The following is an 18,036-nucleotide window of genomic DNA, read 5'->3' on the forward strand; positions in this document are numbered from 1 at the left end:
GCGAGGCGTAAATACCAGTCTAACAATTTACGAATTACGCCGTGATCTCACCGTGACCGAAACAGCACGGCCCCTGCCGCTTCGGCAGGGGCCGTCCCGACGAGCCGCAACTCTCGGTCAGGGCCGCGGCAGGGGTCCTCCGGCGAGTTCCGGATAGTCCTTGAGCATGCTGGCGCCGTTGAGGGGCTTGGCGAGGCCCTGGTGGCAGGTGGTGCAATTGGCCTTGGGCGGGTCGCCCTCGGGGCCGAGACGCACCTGCGGCAGGGCCGGAGCGAGCGGCTCGATGTAGGAGCCGTTGATGTCGCGCACCATCCGGATGCCGTGCCAGGCCGTCACGCGCTTGGGCGTGCTCTCGCCCCAGTTCGAGAAGGCGCGGCTGTTGTGGCAGTAGGTGCAGTTGACCCCGAGCCCCTCCGACATGTGGATCATCAGCGAGTAGGTCTTCTCGGTGGTCATGATCGGCTTGCCGGGGCTCACCGGCAGGGCCGTGGTCGCGGCGACCCGGATCGCGCCGTTGTCGATGCCCTTGTCGCCGAGCAGGTCCTTGAACGGGTCGTAGGGCAGCGAGGCGAGGCCCGCCGCGAGGCTCGGGTGGTTCTGGCCGTTGTCGCGGGCCGCGAAGCCCAGGGCATGGGCCGGGCCCGGGTTGTTGTGCCAGACATTCGCCGGCACCGGGTTGCCGCGGTGGCAGGTGTAGCAGGTCACGCCGGTGGTGCCGACGTGGTTCTTCCAATCGGCGTTGACGTGGCGGGTCATGCGCAGCATCGCGCGCGCCACCGTCTTGGCGTAGACGCTGTCATCGGCCATGTTCTCGACGTTGTGGCAATAGGCGCAGCCCTGCTCGGGCGAGACCCACTCGGTGATCGAGACCATCACGCGGTTGAACTGGTCGGTCGTGAGGTCGGTGAGGACCTGGACGTTCTGGTAGGTCTGGGTCGCGGGCTCGCCGCCGGGAGGCGCCGGGTCCTGCGGGGCCGGGACCGCGTTGGCGGCGAGGAGCGCGGCCTGGGTGCGGGGGTTCGTCACCTGCACCATGCCGGTGCCGCGGTAGCCGACCTGCTCGGAGCGCACGGGGGGATGGGTCCAGCCCGCCGTGCCGAGCATCGCGCCCGTCAGCAGCACCGCGACGACGACGCCGAGGAGTTGAAGGGCCAATCTCATCGCGCGCCTCCCGTCAGGCTCAGGGGATCGACCACCGGCCCGTAGACCGCCGGATAGCTCGGGGCGACGCCGTGCTTGACGGCCCAGAGGTACCAATTGTCGACGACGGTGCCGGTGAGCAGGATGCCAATGCCGCCGGTGAGCGTGGTCAGGACCGCGAACCACCACGCCCAGCGATGGACGGATTCCATCGTGGCGTTGAAGCCCATGGTCCAGCGCCAGAACAGGGCGGCGCGCTCGGTGGCGGTGCCCCGGTCCACGATCTGCTCGATCTCGCGCTCGGAGCCGTAGCGGCTGGTGGCCAGGATGGTGGCCCCGTGCATGGCGAAGAGCAGCGTCGACCCGTACAGGAAGACGATCGAGAGCATGTGGAAGGGGTTGTAGAACAGGTTGCCGTAGCGCAGCGAGAAGGCGGCGGTCCAGTCGAGGTGCGGGAAGATGCCGAAGGGCACCGCCTCGCTCCAGGACCCCATCAGGATCGGCCGGATGAAGCCGAGCACGAGGTAGAGCCAGATCGCCGAGGCGAAGGCCCAGGGCACGTGGTAGCCGAGCCCGAGCGCCTTGGCGCGCCGGTACATCCGGAACCACCAGAGCAGGATCGAGACGGTCAGGAAGAAGCCGGCGAGCAGCCACCAGCCGCCCTCCGCCATCGGCGGCAGGATCATCAGCCCGTATTGCGGGCGCGGCGGCTCCAGGGCGAGCCAGGGCAGCTGGCGCAGGAACTGGATCGGGTCCCAGTTCACCGAGGCCCACATGTTGAGGCCGATGATCTCGAAGGCGATGAACCCGCTCACCAGGGACAGCGTGCCGGTCGTGCCGAGGTAGATCGGGCCGACCTGCGCGTTGCCGACGAGGCCCGCGAGATAGTTGAAGTGGCCGGTGCCGACCCGCTTCTCGATGTGCGGGATGCTGACCCCGGGCTCAGGGCGCAGGGGATGCACCTGCACCTGCGTGTAGATGTTCTGGTAATACCCCATGGCGGCGGATGCCTTCTTCAGGGTGACGGTGCGGGGAGCGGTTCAGCGCCAGACCGGCAGGTTCAGCCACCAGCCCCACCATTCGGGCCAGCCGCGGGTCCAGAACGGGCCGCTGATGACGATGCAGACGGCGCTCCAGAAACCCGCCGAGAGGGCGAGGAACAGGCCGAGCCGGTGGATGCCGATCGTGCCGATCGAGTAGCCGATCGTGTCACGGAAGTAGGTGTCCTCGTGCTCCGGCGTCTTCACCACCTCGCCCTTGCCGGGATTGGTCGCGGACAGGATCATCGAGCCGTGAAGCGCCAGCGCGAAGGTCGTCGTGAAGAAGAACGTCACGCCGAGCATATGGGCCGGATTGTAATGGAAGTGCAGGTACTGGTAGCCGACGTTCGACACCCAGTCGAGATGGCTCAGGATCCCGTAAGGGAAGCCGTGCCCCCAGGCGCCCATCAGGAAGGGGCGGATCACCACGAGGGTGACGTAGGCGAGGATCGCCACCGAGAAGGCGAAGGGAACGTGGTAGCCGATGCCGAGCTTGCGGCAGATCTCGACCTCGCGCAGCGCCCAGGAGCAGAAGGCCCCGATGGCGCAGACGGTGATGAGCTGCCACAGCCCGCCCTCGCGCAGCGGGGCGAGGGCCAGCCCGTACTTGAGGTCGGGCGGCGCGATGCTGATCTGCCAGACGTTCCAGGTCGGGCCGAGCGCCGCGCCCCAGAGGATCAGCCCGGTGCCGAGCAGGCTGAAGAAGATCGTCGTGACCCCGAAGAACCCGACGTAGAAGGGCCCGACCCAGAAGTCGAACAGGTCGCCGCCGAGCAGCGTGCCGCCGCGGACCCGGTATTTCCGCTCGAAATTCAGCATGGCCATGGTGGCCGCCTCCCCGCGATGGAGCGCAGTCGCCCGCGGGCGGTGCCCCGGTGTCGGTCCGGGCCGCCGTCCGCGGTGTGGAGCGCCGAGAGCGGCGCCCCTTTCGGGCCGTCAGGTCGGCAGCACGAGGCTGTGCGGGATCTCGGCCCTCTTCACCGCGGGCCCCTCCAGCCAGTTGAACCGGTTGGTGCTGAGCAGGATGAAGTGGATCAGGATCGCGAGCGTGAACAGGAAGACGGCCAGCGCCACCAGGGTGCGGCGCGGATCGAACAGAAGCCAGATCTTGTGCATGGCGAGAGCTCCGTCCTCAGCCGATGAAGGGCAGGAGGCCGTGGGCGGCGTAGGTCACGCCGTCCGTCAGCGACGAGTAGCCGTTCGGTCCCGGCAGCCAGGGCCGCCACAGCCAGACGAGGAAGTGGGCGACCACCGCGATCGCCGTGAAGATGATGAAGCTGGTGACGAAGATTCCGTGGAATTCCTTCGCCTCCTCCTCGGTGAGTCCCGAGAGGGTACTTGGTTTGTCCATTCCATTGGCCATTGCCGAACCTCCGGATGCGGGTCCGCGCGGGGCTGCCGCGCGGGGGTGGTCGCCCGCCCCCGCGCGGCGGGAACGGGCGGTCTCTCCGTCGCCGGGACGGCGACGGAAACTCTCCGGTCGGCCCTGCGGGCCGGTGGCCGGCAAACCGGGGGGCCGGGGGCCGCCCGGGTTCAGCCCATGAAGGCGAAGGGGATGGCCGAGAGCGCCATCGCCCGCGCCTCGCCGAACACGGAGCGCCGCAGCCCCGGGGGCGTGACGCCGCGGCCCGGGAGCACGCGCTGGACGACGGCCGCCGCCAGGAAGACCGGGTAGGTCGCCGCCAGGATCAGGCGGAACTGGGCCTGTTCCGACCGGGAGCGCGAGGCCGTGGTGAACGGACGGGTCATGCGTCTGATCTCCTCCCTGGCGCGCTCCGCGCGCGTGCCGAATCCGTGACGCGCTCCGCGCGCCTGCCAAATCCCTGGGGCGCGCCGCGCGATGACCGCGCGGCGCGCGCATTCCGTCGTGCTCGACCGCGGGCGGCGCGGCCCGCGGCGGGCGGCCGGGGCCGCCCGTCACCCGCCGCCGGGGGGATCAGGCGGCCGCGGCGAGGGCGCTGCGGGCGCGCTCGACGCAGAGTTCCGTGACCCGCTCGGCGCCGACCCGCTGCGCCTCGCGCTCGGCGGCGTCGCGCAGGCGCTTGGCGTAGGAGATCCGCACCAGGACGGGGCTCGCCGCCACCGAAGCGTCGAGGCGCGCCCGCGCCTCCTCGTCCCAGGGCAGTTCGCGGTGCGCGCGGGCCGGCGTCGCCTCGACGGCGTCGAGGTCGCGGGCGAGCGGCAGGATGTGGAAGAGCGCGTCGAAGAGCGCGTTGCAGACTTCCTGCACGAGGTAGGTCGCGCCCGCATAGCCCATGAAGGGCGTGCCGGTGTGGCGCCGCACCACCGCTCCCGGGAACGAGGCCGGGATGTAGACCGCCCGGCCCCCGCTCTCGGCGAGGTACATCCGCTCATTGTAGGAGCCGAACAGCACCAGCGGCGGCGTCTCCCGGATCGCCGCCCGGACGGCGGCGTTGTCGGGCTTGACCCCGGCCGTGCGCGCGAAGGCGAAGCGGCAGGGCAGTCCCATCTCCTCCTCCAGGAAGTGGCGCAGGCCCCGCGCGTAGGTCTCGGTCGCGACCACCCCGAAGCTCGCCGAGCCGAAGAAGTCCTGCGTGACCGAGCGCCAGAGGTCCCAGAGGGGCTTCAGCGTGGTGTGCTTCTCGCGCGCGATGAAGGGTTCGGGATCGAGGTCGAGGATCTCGCCGAGGGCGCGCAGGAACTTGGTGGTGCTGTGGATGCCGAACGGCGCCTGAAGGTAGGGCCGGTCGAGGGACTCGCACAGGAGCCGGCCGAATTCGCGGTAGAGGCAGATGTTGGCGTCCGCCTCGACGAGGCGGGGGATGTCCGCGAGGTGGCAGCCGAGCGGGAAGACGAGGTTCACCTCGGCGCCGATCCCCTCGACGAGCCGCCGAATCTCGGCGAGGTCGGAGGGCGTGTTGAAGCTGCCGTAGGCCGGCCCGATGATGTTGACCCGCGGCCTCACCGCCGGGGTGCGGGCCGGGCGGGGCGGGATCGCGCCCTTCCGGGCCGCCTTCTTCAGCCCGTACTCGGCCCAGAGCCAGGACAGGGCGCGGTCGGCCGCCTGCCACTGATCCTCGTCGATGGTGCGGGGCAGGAAGCGCTGGAGGTTGGTCCCCTCGGGGGTGACGCCGCCGCCGATCATCTCGGCGATCGAGCCGGTGACCACGACGCTCGGCTGGGTCGGGTCGAGGGTGGCGTGGGCGCGCTTCATCGCGCCCTCGGTGCCGTGGCGGCCGAGCTCCTCCTCGGCGAGGCCGGTCACCACGATCGGCAATTCGTGCGGGGGCAATGCGTCGGTGTAGTGCAGCACCGAGGTCACCGGCAGGTTCTCGCAGCCGACCGGGCCGTCGATGACGACCTGCAGGCCCTTCACCGCGGTGAAGACGTAGACGGCGCCCCAGTAGCCGCCGGCGCGGTCGTGATCGAGGACGAGCATCAGGCGCCCTCCCCGATCGGCGCCGGGGCGGGGGCGCGCTTCGGGGGCGCGCGGCGCTGCGGCACGTCCTCCCAGATCCCGGCCGCGTGGCCCTCGCCGACGCCTTCGAAGAAGGCGCGCATGGCGGAGAACCGCTCCCGCTGGGCGAGCGCCCCGTTCACGACCTGGGCGAGCGAGCCCGCCCCGGCAATGCCCATCAGCGGGCGCGCCGAGATCAGGTTGGTGAAGTAGAGGGCGGGGATCGCCCGCTCCTTGGCTCTCTGCACGACCGGCGTGGTGCCGACCGCGAGGTCGGGCCGGAACTCCTCCAGGGCGGCGAGATCCTGCTCCAGGGAGGCGCGGAACTGCACCCGGGTGCCGCGCGCCTCCAGCCACGCCCGGTCGTCCTCCGCGAAGCGGGTGCGCGGGCAGGCGGTGCCGACATAGGGCAGTTCGGCCCCGCTCTCGACGAGGAGCCGGGCCACGATGAGTTCGGACCCCTCGTAGCCCGACAGCGTGATCCGCCCGCGGATCGGGTTGGCGGCGAGCGCCCCGCGGATCGCCGGCAGGATCCGGTTCTTGGCCGCCTCGACGGTGAGGCGGGCGACCCCGCAGGCCTCGCCGACCGCGTCGAGCCAGGCGGCGGTGCCCTCGTGGCCCACCGGCGCCGAGCCGAGGACCGTCCGCCCGGCCGCCTCGAACTCGCGGATCGCCGCGGTGTAGAAGGGATGGATCGCCGCGACGGCGGCGCAGTCGAGGGCCGCGTAGAGCTCCCGCCACTCCCGCGTCGGCACGACCGGGCCGGGGCTGAGCCCGAGCGGCTCGAGCAGGGCGCCGATCTGCACCGGGTCGGCCGGGAACATCTCGCCGAGCAGCGTCACGGTCGGGCGACCGTCGCGGCCCTGGCGCGGCGCCGCGACCGGTCCCCGCTCGGCCTCGGCCCGCGCGACCCGCAGCATCGCGCCGGCGAGCACGTCCTTGGCCTCGGCATGGGTCGGCACCCCGAAGCCCGGCACGTCGATGCCGATGATGCGCACCCCGTCGATCTCCCGCGGCAGCAGCCGCAGGGGCACGCCGGAGGCGGTCGGCACGCAGAGATTGATCACCACCACGGCGTCGCACTGGGCCGGGTCGGCCACCGCCCGGACGGCGTCGCGGATGTCCTCGAACAGCTTGCCGGTGACCAGGGTCTCCGAGTTGAAGGGCACGTAGCCGACCGTGCGGCGCGCCCCGTAGAAGTGCGACGTGAAGGTGAGCCCGTAGACGCAGCAGGCCGAGCCCGACAGGATCGTGGCCGTGCGGCGCATGCGCAGCCCCACCCGCAGGGCGCCGAAGGCCGGGCACATGCTCTGGGGCTGGTCGTGGGGGCCCGCCGGGTAGTCGCGCCGGAGCGCCTGCAGGGTCTCGCCCATGCCCGCCGCCTCGGCGGCGGCGCGCAGCTGCGCCCGTCCCGCGTGGCAGCCGGGCCCGTCCGGCGCCGGAATCGGGTCCGGCCCGGGAGCAGCCGGCTCCGGCCCCTGCCGGGCCTCGCCGCGGGCGCGCAGCGCCCCGATGTCGAGAGAGGCGCCCATGCTCACACCGCGTCGTAGACGACTTCGAGGGAGGCCCGCGGCTGGACCGGCCGGCCGCGCATGTCCTCGTCGCTCGCCGGGTCCAGGACCACGCCGCGGCCGACCGCCTCGCCCTTGAACAGGCCGAGCAGCGCGTCCTGGCTCAGGGGAAGCGGCTGGTGGGGCGCGGCCGCCGCCACGTTGGCGGCGAGTTCGGCGAAGAGCGGTCCCCAGCGGCCGTCGGGCCGGCCGATGATCTCGTAATTGGCGCTCTTGCGGCGGATGTCGTCGTCGGCCGGGATCGAGGCGAGCACCGGGATGCCGGCGCTCGCCGCGAAGGCCTGCGCCTCCCCGGTGCCGTCGTCCTTGTTGATGACGAGGCCGCCCACCCCGACATTGCCGCCGAGCTTGCGGAAATACTCCACCGCCGAGCAGACGTTGTTGGCGACGTAGAGCGATTGCAGGTCGTTCGAGCCGACGACGATGACCTTCTGGCACATGTCGCGGGCGATCGGCAGGCCGAAGCCGCCGCAGACCACGTCGCCGAGGAAGTCGAGCAGGACGTAGTCGAAGCCCCATTCGTGGAAGCCGAGCTTCTCCAGCAGTTCGAAGCCGTGGATGATGCCGCGCCCGCCGCAGCCGCGGCCCACCTCCGGTCCGCCGAGTTCCATGGCGAAGACGCCGTCGCGCTTGAAGCAGACGTCGCCGATCGCCACCGCCTCGCCCGCGAGCTTGCGGCGGGTCGAGGTCTCGATGATGGTCGGGCAGGCCCGGCCGCCGAACAGCAGCGAGGTGGTGTCGCTCTTCGGATCGCACCCGATCAGCAGCACCCGCCGCCCCTGCTGGGCGAGCATGTAGGACAGGTTGGCGAGGGTGAAGCTCTTGCCGATGCCCCCCTTGCCGTAGATCGCGATCACCTGGGTCTCGCGCCGGGCCGCGCCCTCCCGCGGATCGGGCGGCGCGACCGAGGGGCCCGCCGGGCGGGGATCGGGGTGGCGGAGAGCGGCTGCGTGCGGGGCGGCAGTCATGAGCGGGCTCTCCAGTCGAGGACCATCTTGAGGCAGGCGGGATCGGTGAGGGCCGTGCGGTAGGCGCTCGCGGCCTGCGCGGCGGGCCGGCGGTGGCTGATCAGGCCGTCGAGGCCGAGCGCGCCCGCGCGCACGAGGCCCGCGACCGCGTCGAGGTCGCCGGGCCGCCACTGCGCCGAGACCCGGAGGCGCGCCTCGCGCAGGAAGGCCGGCGGGAAGGCGAAGGAGAGCGGCGCCTCGTAGAAGCCCGCCAGCACCACCTCGCCCCCGGGCGCGAGGCGGGCGATCAGCCCGTCGAGGAGGCCGGCATCGCCGCTCGCGTCGGTGATGCGGGCGTAGCGCCCGGTCTCGTCGGCGGCCGGGTCGAGCACCGGGTAGCCGTGCTCGCCGCCGCGGCGGGCCGGATCGCGCTCCCAGACCACCGGGTCCTGACCGCTGAGCCGGGCGAGGCGCGCCAGGAGGCGCCCGAGCACGCCGTGCCCGACGACGAGGTGGCGCTCGCCGCGCTCCGCCCCCGCCAGGGCGTGGTAGGCGGTCGCGGCGAGGGCCAGCAGGATGCCGCGCTCGCCGAGCGCCGCGTCGATGGGCAGCAGGCGCGCGCCCTCGACCACGAGGTGCGAGGCCGCGCCGCCGAACAGGCCGCGCACCGGGCCGAAGCAGCGGGCGCCGGGCACGAAGACGGTCTCGCCGGGGCGGCGGCCGGATTCGGGGCCGGCCTCGACCACGCGCCCGACCGACTCGTAGCCGGGGACCAGGGGATAGCCCATGCCGGGGAAGTCCGGCATCCGGCCCGACCAGAGCAGGCGCTCGGTGCCGGTGCTGATGCCGCTCCACGCCACCTCGACCACGGCGTCGGCCGGGCCGGGCGCGTCGAGGGCGAGCCGGTCGAGGCCGAGGCGTTCGGGCCCGTCGAGGATCACGGCCAGCGCGTGCATGCGATCCGCCCCTCCCAGCGCTGCGTCGGCAGCGGTGCCGCTTCGTGCGGCTCATGTCAATTTAGATTGTCACGGTGTGGCGTCAAGTTGAGTTTACACTTTTGACACGGATCCGCGGCGCGCGACGAGGAGTCGGACCAGGAGCGGGCGGCGGGTGGCGCGCTCGCGGATGTCGCCGAAGCCGGCCTGCCGCAGCATCGCGGCGAGTTCCTCCGCGCGGCGCGGGCGCCCGCTGCCCATGGCGAGGAGATAGAAGCCGAAATAGGCGTCGCCGACCGGCTCGGCGCCCCGCGTCCCGGCCATCGGCTCGGCGAGGAGCAGGGTTCCGCCGGGCGGCAGGGCGTCGTGGGCGGCCCGCAGCAGGGCGGCGGCGGGCGCATCGTCGTGGTCGTGCACCACGCGCACCAGGGAGATCAGGTCGGCGCCGGGCGGCAGCCCGTCGTGGAAGCTGCCGCCGAGGGCGGTGGCGCGCCCGCCCAGCCCCTCCTCGGCGAAGCGCCGCGCGGCGCGGGCCGCCACCGGGGGCAGGTCGAACAGGGTGACGGCGAGGTGGGGGGCGCGCCGCGCGGCCGCCACCGCGAAGGCGCCCTCCCCGCCGCCGACGTCGAGGAGCCGGCGGTGCCGGGCGAGCGGGTAGGCGTCGAGGATGTCGCCCGCGACGAGGGCCTGGGAGGCCCCCATCAGGGCGCCGTAGGGCGCGACGGCGGCCTCGCCGAGGGCGGCGGGTGCCGCGGATCCCGCATAGGCCCAGTAGCCCGCGAGCCGGCTCGGCCCCGCCCGCCCGCGCAGGAGCGCCACGGGGTCGCGCAGGTCGTCGTAGAGCAGGGCGTGGTGGGCGATCATCGCGCCCACCGAGGGATTGCCGAGGAGGGCCGCGCCGAGATCCGCCAGGGCGAAGCGGCCGTCCGGCAGGGCGGTCAGGAGGTCGAGGGAGGCGGCGGCGCGCAGGAGGCACAGCGCCCGCTCCGGCGGCAGGTCGAGGCGGCGGGCGATGCAGTCGGGCGCCAGGGGGCCGTCCGCGAGCAGGCGAAAGAGGTCGAGCGCGACGCAGGCCGCCAGCACCTGCGCGTAGACGAAGCCGGCGCAGAGGTCGAACAGGGCCCGCGCGTTGCGGCGCGCGACCGGGCGCGTCGGCGGGAAGGCGGCGGCGAAGCGCTGGAAGCGCGGGCTGGCGATCAGCCGGTGGCGGAGCGCGAGCCAGCGCTCGCGCCAGGGGCGGGGGGGCGGGGCGGCCGGTCGGGCCGTCAGCGCGTGCGGGCCGGTGCCGTGCATGGGCGGTGCTCCGGGCGAGGGAATGGCGGGGCGTGCGGGTCCGGCGGAGGCCTTGCCCCTCCCGCCGGGCACTCCCCTCTCCGGGCCCGTCGGGCCCGGAGAGCGCGGGAGGCGCTCGCCTACGCGACCAGGCTCTGGGCCACCCGCGCCGGCAGGAAGAGCCGCGTCTGGGCCTGGATCTCGCGCCGGAGGCTCTCGGCGCCGGGGCAGTCCGGGATCACCGCCACCGCCTCCTGGGCGAGGTCCGCGAGGCGCCGCAGGGCCCCGTCGAGGCCGAGGAGCGCCGCGGCGTTGGGCCGCCCGAGGGTGGCGTCGCGCCCGACCGGCTTGCCCACCTCCTCCTGGCGGCAGGCCACGTCGCGCAGGTCGTCCGCCACCTGGTAGGCCTCGCCCAGATACTCTCCGAGCAGCCGCCAGGGCATCGCCTCGGCCCCGGCCGCCGCCGCCCCGGTCACGGTCGCGGCCGCGAAGAGCGCGCCCGTCTTGGCCTGCTGGTAGGCCGAGAGGCCGACGCTCGGCTCCGATTCCCAGGCCTGCCCGGCCACGATGCCGGCGGGCGAGCCCACCGCGCGCGCGACCAGCCCGACCAGGGTGCCGAGCCGCTCGGGCACCCGCGCGGCGCCGCGCGCCAGCGTCTCGAAGGCGAGCACGATTAGCGCGTCGCCGGCGAGCAGCGCGATCGGCTCGCCGAAGGCGACGTGCACGGAGGGCTTCTGCCGGCGCATCGGCGCGTCGTCGAAGCAGGGCAGGTCGTCGTGCACGAGCGAGGCGCAGTGCAGGAGTTCGATCGCGGCCGCGGCCGCGTCGGACGCCGCCGGGTCGTCGTCGCCGCAGGCCCGCGCCACCGCGAGGCACAGGCGCGGCCGGATCCGGTGCCCGCCCGGGAAGACCGCGTAGCGGATCGCCTCCGCCAGGAGCGGCGGCGCCCCCGGCGCCTCCGCGTGGGACACGGCCACGTCAAGGGCCCGCTCGATGCGCCCACCGTCGTCCATGCGCCTCTCCCTCCGTCCGGGGTCATTCTGCCGGTATCATTCTGCCGGTGTCATTTTGTTTGAACGACAGAAACTGTCCACTATGATTGACACTCTTGGGCCGGGAGATCAACGGCGTGACGGACGAACGGGTGGTGGTGATCGGGGCGGGAATCGGCGGGCTGGTGGCGGCCCTCGGCCTTTCGGCCGCGGGCCTGAACGTCACCGTGGTGGAGAAGGCGGCCGCGCCGGGCGGCAAGATGCGCGCGGTGGCGGCCGGCCCGCGCCGGGTCGAGGCCGGCCCCACGGTCTTCACCATGCGCTGGGTGTTCGAGGAGATCTTCTCCGAGGCGGGCGCCGACCTCGCCGCCCGGGTCTCGCTGACGCCGGCCGGCATCCTGGCGCGGCACGCCTGGAGCGCGGGGGAGCGCCTCGACCTCTTCGCCGACCCGGCCCGCTCGGAGGCGGCGATCGCGGATTTCGCCGGCCCCCGGGAGGCGGAGGGGTTCCGCCGCTTCCGCGCCCGCGCGGCCGAGATCTACCGCACCCTCGAGACCCCCTTCATCCGCGAGCCCCGCCCGAACCCGCTGGAACTCGCCCTGCGGGTCGGGCCCCGGGGCCTCGGCGACCTCTGGCGCATCCAGCCCTTCGCGACGCTCTGGACCGCGCTCTGCGCGCATTTCCGCGACCCGCGCCTGCGCCAGCTGTTCGGGCGCTACGCGACCTATTGCGGCTCCTCGCCCTTCGAGGCGCCCGCGACCCTGATGCTGGTCGCGCACGTGGAGCAGGAGGGGGTCTGGACGATCGCCGGCGGGCTGTCGCGCCTCGCCGCCGCCGTGGCGGAGCTCGCCGCCGAGAAGGGCGCCGCCCTGCGCTACGGGGCCGAGGCGACCGGGATCGTCACGGCGGGCGGGCGCGTCGCCGGGGTCGCCCTGGCGAGCGGCGAGCGCCTCCCGGCGACCCGCGTCGTCGCCAACGCGGACGTGGCGGCCCTCGCCGCGGGCCTGTTCGGGCCGGAGGCGGCGCGGGCGGTCGACCCGGTCCCGCGCGAGGCGCGCTCGCTCTCGGCGGTCACCTTCGCGGTGGCCGGCCGCCCGGACGGCTTCCCCCTGGTGCGCCACAACGTGTTCTTCTCGCGCGACTACCAGAGCGAGTTCGTGGACCTGACCCGGCGGCGGCGCCTGCCGGAGGACCCGACCGTCTACGTCTGCGCCCAGGACCGCGGCGACGACGGCGTGCCGGAGACGGGCCGGGGCCCGGACCACGCGCCGGAAGCCCTGCTCGCCCTCGTCAACGCGCCCGCCCGCGACGAACCCTTTTCCCCGCAGGAGATCGCCCGATGCCACGCCACGATGAGCCGGCGGCTGTCCGCCTGCGGCCTGACGCTCGCGCCGGAGGCCGAGACGGTGACGGCGCCGCCGGATTTCGCGACGCTCTTCCCGGGGACCGGGGGGGCGCTGTACGGCCGGGCCTCGCACGGCTGGACGGCGTCCTTCCGCCGGCCGGGGGCGCGCACGCGGCTGCCGGGCCTCTACCTGGCGGGGGGGAGCGCGCATCCGGGGCCGGGCGTGCCGATGGCGGCCCAGTCGGGCCGGCTCGCGGCGCGGCAGGTGCTGCGGGACCTCGCTTCGACCTGAGCGTGCCGCCCGGCGGCTACGCGTGGTGGTACGTGGACGGCGTCAGCGACGACGGCCGCCACGGCCTCACCGTCATCGCCTTCCTGGGCAGCGTGTTCTCGCCCTACTACGCCTGGAGCGGGCGCCAGGACCCGCTCGACCACAGCGCGGTCAACGTCGTGCTGTACGGGGCGCCGGCCCGCTGGGCCATGACCGAGCGCCGCCGCCGCAGCGTGGCGCGGGACGCCGCCTCGCTCAGCATCGGCCCGAGTTCCCTCGCCTGGGACGGCAGCGCCCTGACGATCCGGGTCAGCGAGGTGACGGCCCCCCTGCCCTCGCGCCTCTCGGGCACGATCCGGGTCTACCCGCGCGGGATCACGCCCGGCCCCTTCACCCTCGACGCGGAGGGGCGCCACCGCTGGTGGCCGATCGCCCCCGCCTCGCGGATCGAGGTGGACCTCGACCGGCCCGCCCTGCGCTGGCGCGGCCACGCCTACTTCGACACGAATGACGGCGACACCCCCCTCGAAGCCTCGTTCCGGAGCTGGACGTGGTCGCGCGCGACCCTCCGGCACGGCGCCGCGATCCTGTACGACGTGCTGCGGCGGGACGGCACCCGGCAGGACCTCTCGCTGCGCTTCGACCCGGACGGGACGCCGCGCCCGATCGAGCCGCCGATCCCGGCCGCGCTGCCGCCGACCCTCTGGCGCCTGAAGCGGGCGACGCGCAGCGACGACGGGCAGGCCAGGGTGCTGCGCCGCTTCGAGGACGCGCCCTTCTACTCCCGCTCGCAGCTCGCGGCGCGGATCTGCGGCGAGGCGGTCGAGCCGGTGCACGAGGCGCTCTGCCTCGACCGCTTCCGCCACCCGCTGGTGCGGCTGATGCTGCCCTTCCGCATGCCGCGCGCCCTCGGCTGAGGGCGGCGCGCGGGCCGGACGGTCCGGCTCTTGCCTGCGCGGGTGCGGTGGCGCCAGGCTGCGCCGCGCGGAGGGTCTTCTGGCGTCATGTTGCCGGCGGTGTTCGATCTCACGGCCCTGCGGGCGCTCTACGCGTCCGGGGCCTTCACGCCCCTCGACCTCGCCGAGACGCTCAGCGCGCGCATCGCCGGGGCGGACCCGGCCATCTTCATCACGCCCGCCCGCGCGGGCGCCCTGCGGGACGCGGCGCGGGAGCTGATGGAGCGGGCGCCGGAGCCCGGCAGCCTGCCCCTCTGGGGCGTGCCCTTCGCGGTGAAGGACAACATCGACGTGGCGGGGCTGCCGACCACCGCCGCCTGCCCGGCCTTCGCCACCACCGCGCCGGCCGACGCCGCCGTGGTGGCGCGCCTGCGGGCGGCGGGCGCCCTCGTGGTGGGCAAGGTCAACCTCGACCAGTTCGCGACCGGCCTCAACGGGACGCGCTCGCCCTACGGGGCGCCGCGCAGCGTCTTCGACGACGCCTACATTTCGGGCGGCTCCAGCTCCGGCTCCGCAGTCGCGGTCGCGTCGGGCCTCTGCGCCTTCGCCCTCGGCACCGACACGGCCGGCTCCGGCCGGGTGCCGGCGGCGTTCAACAACCTCGTGGGCATCAAGCCGACCAAGGGCCTCCTCAGCGCGCGCGGCCTCGTCCCGGCCTGCCGCAGCCTCGACTGCGTCTCGATCTTCGCCCTCACGGTGGGCGACGCGGCGGCGGTGCGCCGGATCGCCGAGGGCTTCGACCCGGACGACCCCTACTCGCGGCGCGGCGCTCCGCGCCCGCTGCCGGCCCGGCCCCGGCTCGGGGTGCTGGCCGGGGCGGAGCGCGAGTTCTACGGCGATGCCGAGACCGCGCGCCTCTACGACGAGGCCGCGTCCCGCGCCGAGGCGCTCGGCTGCCCCCTGGTGCCCTTCGATTACGGGCCGTTCCGCGAGGCGGCGGAGCTGCTCTACGAGGGCCCCTGGGTGGCCGAGCGGCTCGCGGCGATCGAGTCCTTCGCGGCGGCGAACCCGGACGCCCTCGACCCCGCGGTGCGCCGCATCGTCGAGTCCGCCCGCGCCTTCTCGGCCGCGGATGCCTTCCGGGGCCAGTACCGGCTGGAGGCGCTGCGGCGGCGCACGGAGGCGACCTGGGAGCGGGTCGACGCGCTGCTCCTCCCCACGGCGCCCACCACCTACACGGTCGAGGCGATGCGGGCCGACCCGATCGCCCTCAACAGCCGGCTCGGGCGCTACACCAACTTCGCCAACCTGCTCGACTGCGCGGCGGTCGCGGTGCCGGCGGGGTTCCGCGCGGACGGGCTGCCCGCCGGCGTCACCCTGGTCGCCCGGGCCTTCCAGGACGACGCCCTCCTGCCCCTCGCCGACGCGCTCCACCGCGCGGCGTCGTGCGGGCTCGGCGCGCGGCGCGACGCGCCGCTGCCGAAGGAGAGCCGCGTCGGGGCGGAGCCCGAGGAGCGGCTGGCGATCGTGGTGGTGGGGGCGCACCTGTCGGGCATGCCCCTCAACCGCGAACTCACCGCCCTCGGCGGCCGGCTGCTGCGGGAGGCCCGCACGGCGCCCGACTACAGGCTCTACGCCCTGCCGGGCACGCAGCCGCCGAAGCCCGGGCTCGTGCGGGTTCCGGGCCATGCCGGCCCCGGGCTCGCGGTCGAGGTCTGGACCCTCGACCCCGCCGCCTTCGGGCGCTTCGCGGCCGCGATCCCCGCCCCCCTCGGGCTCGGTCGCATCACCCTCGACGACGGTAGCGCCGTCCCGGGCTTCCTGTGCGAGGCGCACGCGGTGGCCGGGGCCGAGGAGGTGACGCATCACGGCGGCTGGCGCGCCTACATGGCCGCCCGGGCCGGCTGAGCGCCGGCGGGACGGCCCGCGAAGCAGGGCCGGGACGGGTCGGCCGACGACGCGGCCCCGCTCCGCCGCAGTCTTCCCCGCGGCGCGGGCGGCCCGCCTGCCCGTCCGCGCGCCTGCGAGGCATGATCCCGGCACAAGACCGCGCCGCGCCGGCAGGGCGGACGAGAGACCAGCGCTCCGGGATCGAGGACGAGACCGCCGCGCCCGCCGCCCGATCGCTGCCGCCCCGCCGGACTGAACTCGCCCTCTTCCCCAGAATGTCTCGACGAAAACCTGCGCTCCAGCCCCGCCCGAGTGCCGTCGTCTCGCAGTTCTTGCGAGCTCGAAACCGGACAGTACCGCATGACGGTCGGGCCGCGACTGAACCTGACACAGCGTAAGGATTCACAAATGCGCGATGTTCGGCCATGCTGGCCGGAATGAGTCGCATCCTCGCCCCGTGAGCGCCCCCCGTCCCCTGCGCAGCCACCAGCGCGCCCTCGCCGAACTGGTCGCCGCCATCGCCGGCGGCGCGGCGGCGGAGGTCACCGACATCCTCGCGGCCGTCACGCCGGGCGGGGGCAAGTCGCTCCTGCCCGTCATCGCGGCCGCCCGCCTGATCGCGGCCGGCACCGTGCGGCGGGTGGTCTGGGTGGTGCCGCGCGACTCCCTGCGCCTGCAGGCCGAGGAGGCCTTCGCGGATCCGGCCTGGCGGGCGGCCCTCGGCCACGCCCTCTCGGTGCGCGCCGCCGACAACACCCCCGATCCCGCCAGGGGCCTTTCCGGCTACGTCACCACCTACCAGGCAGTCGCCGCCGCCCCTTCCCTGCACCTCGCCGAGATGCGGCGGAGCGACACCCTGCTGGTGATCGACGAGGTGCACCACCTCCCCGCCCTGGGCGGGGAGGTGCCGGAGGGCGAGGCGGCGGCCTGGAGCCGGGCGCTGCTGCCGCTGTTCCAGCACGCGCGGCTGCGCCTCCTTTTGTCGGGCACCCTGGAGCGGGCGGATGGGAGGCGCATCCTGTGGCTCCCCTACCGGGACGGCGAGGCCGGCCGCGCCCCGGTGCCGGACACGGCGGCGCCGGGCTGGGCGGTGATCGGCTACTCGCGGGCGCAGGCGCTCGCCGAGCGCGCGGTGCTGCCGGTTCAGTTCGGGGCCCTCGACGGCGAGGCGAGCTGGCTCGAGGGCGGCCGGGCGGACGGGCAGGCCCGGGTCGGCCCGCACCGCCTGTCGGGTTCGGCGCCGCGCGCGACGACCCGGCCGGCCCTGTTCACGGCCCTGCGCACCGGCTTCGCCCGCGCGCTGCTGCACGAGGCCTTCCTGGCGACGCGGCGCCTGCGGGCGGCGCGGCGGGCGGCCCGCGGCCTCGGACCGGGCGAGGCGGCGCGCGGGCTCGGCAAGCTCCTGGTGGTGGCGCCCGACCAGGCGAGCGCGCAGAGCTACCTCGCCATGCTGCGCGGCTGGATGCCCGCCGGCCAAGCCGCCCGCGACGCGCGCATCGCCGTCTCCTCCGAGCCCGAGGCCCACGCGGCGCTCGCCAGCTTCCGGCTCGCGCCCGAGCCGGCCGCGCTCGTCACCGTGGCCATGGCCTACGAGGGGCTCGACGCGCCCGAGGTGGCCGTGGTGGCGGCGCTCACCCACATCCGCAGCCGCCCCTGGCTCGAGCAGATGATCGCCCGGGCGACGCGGGTCGACCCCCAGGCCGGGCCCTACGGGGAGCAGCACGCCGTCGTCTTCCACCCGGACGACCCGCTCTTCGCCCGCTTCCGGGCGCGGATCGAAGCCGAGCAGGGGGCCGCCGCGCGCCGGACGCGGAGCATCTCGGCCGCGCCGCGCGATCCGCTCCCGCCCCGCGGCGAGGAGGGCATCGTGCCCCTGGAGAGCAACGCCCTCGGGCTGCGCTACGCCATGCTGCGGCCGGGGCCGGCGCTCGCCCTGGTGCGGCCGGAGATGCCGGCCGACCCACCGCTGCCGCCCTCCGCCGCCGAGCGGCAGCTGCGCCGGCGGGTCGCCGCCCTGGTCACCGCGCAGGCGGTGGAGGACGAGGCCGAGCTGCGTTTGCCGCGCACCGGCCGCCTCGCCCACCGCTACAACGCCGTGCTGAAGCGGCTGTTCGGGAACAAGGCCCGCACCGCCATGACGGTGGCCGAGCTCGAGGCGGCCCTCGCATGGCTCGAACGCAACCGCCTCGCGGATCACCTCCACCTCCTCGACGGCGACGCCCGCTACGCCTGGACGGCCCGCCGCCGCTGGGCCGGGGAGCGGCGCGCCGCCGGCCGCTGACGGGGGAGACTCGCGTATGACGTTAGGGAAATTTAAAC

General features: G+C 74.6%; 16 protein-coding genes. 4 read left to right on the forward strand and 12 right to left on the reverse strand.

What is annotated here, in order from left to right:
- Positions 1-117: 117 nt before the first annotated feature.
- The 12 genes from pufC to MET2598_RS0105010 form a co-directional block, all read right to left on the reverse strand.
- The gene (gene pufC, locus MET2598_RS0104955; RefSeq protein ID WP_018260074.1) at positions 118-1,161 is read right to left on the reverse strand and encodes a photosynthetic reaction center cytochrome PufC; all 1,044 of its coding nucleotides are present in this window, start codon (positions 1,159-1,161) and stop codon (positions 118-120) included.
- Entirely contained in the window at positions 1,158-2,138 is a 981-nt protein-coding gene (pufM, locus tag MET2598_RS0104960) for a photosynthetic reaction center subunit M (RefSeq protein WP_012333484.1), read from the reverse strand. The genes pufC and pufM overlap by 4 nt, the downstream gene beginning before the upstream one ends.
- 42 nt (positions 2,139-2,180) lie before the next feature.
- The gene (pufL, locus tag MET2598_RS0104965; protein WP_012333483.1) at positions 2,181-3,005 is read right to left on the reverse strand and encodes a photosynthetic reaction center subunit L; all 825 of its coding nucleotides are present in this window, start codon (positions 3,003-3,005) and stop codon (positions 2,181-2,183) included.
- A gap of 111 nt (positions 3,006-3,116) precedes the next feature.
- Positions 3,117-3,296, reverse strand: a complete 180-nt coding sequence (gene pufA, locus MET2598_RS0104970) for a light-harvesting antenna LH1, alpha subunit (RefSeq protein ID WP_012333482.1) — start codon at positions 3,294-3,296, stop codon at positions 3,117-3,119.
- Between the two features lie 16 nt (positions 3,297-3,312).
- On the reverse strand, positions 3,313-3,543 hold the full coding sequence (gene pufB / locus MET2598_RS0104975; RefSeq protein WP_012333481.1) for a light-harvesting antenna LH1, beta subunit: 231 nt from the start codon (positions 3,541-3,543) through the stop codon (positions 3,313-3,315).
- A gap of 170 nt (positions 3,544-3,713) precedes the next feature.
- Positions 3,714-3,929 carry a hypothetical protein gene (locus MET2598_RS0104980; protein ID WP_012333480.1) on the reverse strand — a complete coding sequence of 72 codons (216 nt, stop codon included), beginning with the start codon at positions 3,927-3,929 and terminating at the stop codon, positions 3,714-3,716.
- A gap of 187 nt (positions 3,930-4,116) precedes the next feature.
- A complete protein-coding gene (bchZ, locus tag MET2598_RS0104985; protein ID WP_018260076.1) occupies positions 4,117-5,580 on the reverse strand; it encodes a chlorophyllide a reductase subunit Z in 1,464 nt (487 codons plus the stop codon).
- Positions 5,580-7,130 (reverse strand): chlorophyllide a reductase subunit Y, encoded by a 1,551-nt coding sequence (gene bchY / locus MET2598_RS0104990; protein ID WP_012333478.1) that lies wholly within the window; start codon positions 7,128-7,130, stop codon positions 5,580-5,582. Before bchY ends, bchZ begins: the two co-directional genes overlap by 1 nt.
- Before the next feature lie 2 nt (positions 7,131-7,132).
- Positions 7,133-8,137 (reverse strand): chlorophyllide a reductase iron protein subunit X, encoded by a 1,005-nt coding sequence (locus MET2598_RS0104995; protein ID WP_012333477.1) that lies wholly within the window; start codon positions 8,135-8,137, stop codon positions 7,133-7,135.
- Complete coding sequence (gene bchC / locus MET2598_RS0105000) at positions 8,134-9,072, reverse strand: chlorophyll synthesis pathway protein BchC (protein ID WP_018260077.1); 939 nt, start codon at positions 9,070-9,072, stop codon at positions 8,134-8,136. The genes MET2598_RS0104995 and bchC overlap by 4 nt, the downstream gene beginning before the upstream one ends.
- A gap of 93 nt (positions 9,073-9,165) precedes the next feature.
- On the reverse strand, positions 9,166-10,344 hold the full coding sequence (locus tag MET2598_RS0105005) for a methyltransferase (protein ID WP_012333475.1): 1,179 nt from the start codon (positions 10,342-10,344) through the stop codon (positions 9,166-9,168).
- Positions 10,345-10,463: 119 nt separating this feature from the next.
- Positions 10,464-11,336, reverse strand: coding sequence for a polyprenyl synthetase family protein (locus tag MET2598_RS0105010; protein WP_012333474.1), 873 nt, complete (start codon positions 11,334-11,336; stop codon positions 10,464-10,466).
- Between the two features lie 116 nt (positions 11,337-11,452).
- Here MET2598_RS0105010 and crtD point away from each other — a divergent pair, with 116 nt between their 5' ends.
- From crtD to MET2598_RS0105030, 4 genes are all read left to right on the forward strand, one after another.
- Positions 11,453-12,952 carry a 1-hydroxycarotenoid 3,4-desaturase CrtD gene (crtD, locus tag MET2598_RS0105015; protein WP_012333473.1) on the forward strand — a complete coding sequence of 500 codons (1,500 nt, stop codon included), beginning with the start codon at positions 11,453-11,455 and terminating at the stop codon, positions 12,950-12,952.
- A gap of 2 nt (positions 12,953-12,954) precedes the next feature.
- Positions 12,955-13,848, forward strand: a complete 894-nt coding sequence (locus MET2598_RS0105020; protein WP_012333472.1) for a carotenoid 1,2-hydratase — start codon at positions 12,955-12,957, stop codon at positions 13,846-13,848.
- An 87-nt stretch (positions 13,849-13,935) separates the two neighbouring features.
- Entirely contained in the window at positions 13,936-15,735 is a 1,800-nt protein-coding gene (atzF, locus tag MET2598_RS0105025) for an allophanate hydrolase (RefSeq protein WP_018260080.1), read from the forward strand.
- 397 nt (positions 15,736-16,132) lie between these two features.
- Positions 16,133-17,998 (forward strand): DEAD/DEAH box helicase, encoded by a 1,866-nt coding sequence (locus MET2598_RS0105030; protein WP_442918988.1) that lies wholly within the window; start codon positions 16,133-16,135, stop codon positions 17,996-17,998.
- The last annotated feature ends 38 nt before the right edge of the window (positions 17,999-18,036 follow it).

Origin of the sequence: Methylobacterium sp. WSM2598, from assembly GCF_000379105.1 — a bacterium.
Lineage (GTDB): Bacteria > Pseudomonadota > Alphaproteobacteria > Rhizobiales > Beijerinckiaceae > Methylobacterium.